Below are 235 nucleotides of genomic sequence, written 5' to 3'. Positions count from 1 at the left end.
AGGTGACGCTGCACCGCGAGTTCGGACACCTGCCGCGGGTGGAATGCCTGCCGTCCGAGCTCAACCAGGTCGACATGAACCTGCTGCGCAATGCCGGCCACGCCATCGCCGAGCGCGGCAGCATCACCGTGCGCACCGGCGTGGCGGGCGACGACGTCTGGGGGGAATTCGCGGTCACCGGGGGCGGCATGTCGCCGGACCTGCGGCAGCGCATCTTCGACCCGTTCTTCACCAC

The 235-nt window shown here is 69.8% G+C and carries 1 protein-coding gene; it reads left to right on the top strand.

Features of this window, described 5'->3' with window-relative positions; genetic code table 11:
* Window positions 1-235, top strand: a 235-nt coding sequence (locus tag ACQG3P_RS24000) for an ATP-binding protein (protein WP_426806448.1), incomplete at both ends; no start/stop codon positions are given.

The sequence above is a fragment of the Stenotrophomonas sp. SrG genome (assembly GCF_050031795.1).
GTDB classification, from domain to species: Bacteria; Pseudomonadota; Gammaproteobacteria; order Xanthomonadales; family Xanthomonadaceae; genus Stenotrophomonas; species Stenotrophomonas rhizophila_A.
The sequence above is the reverse complement of the archived record's forward strand: the minus strand, read 5'-3'. Positions and strand labels throughout refer to the sequence as shown.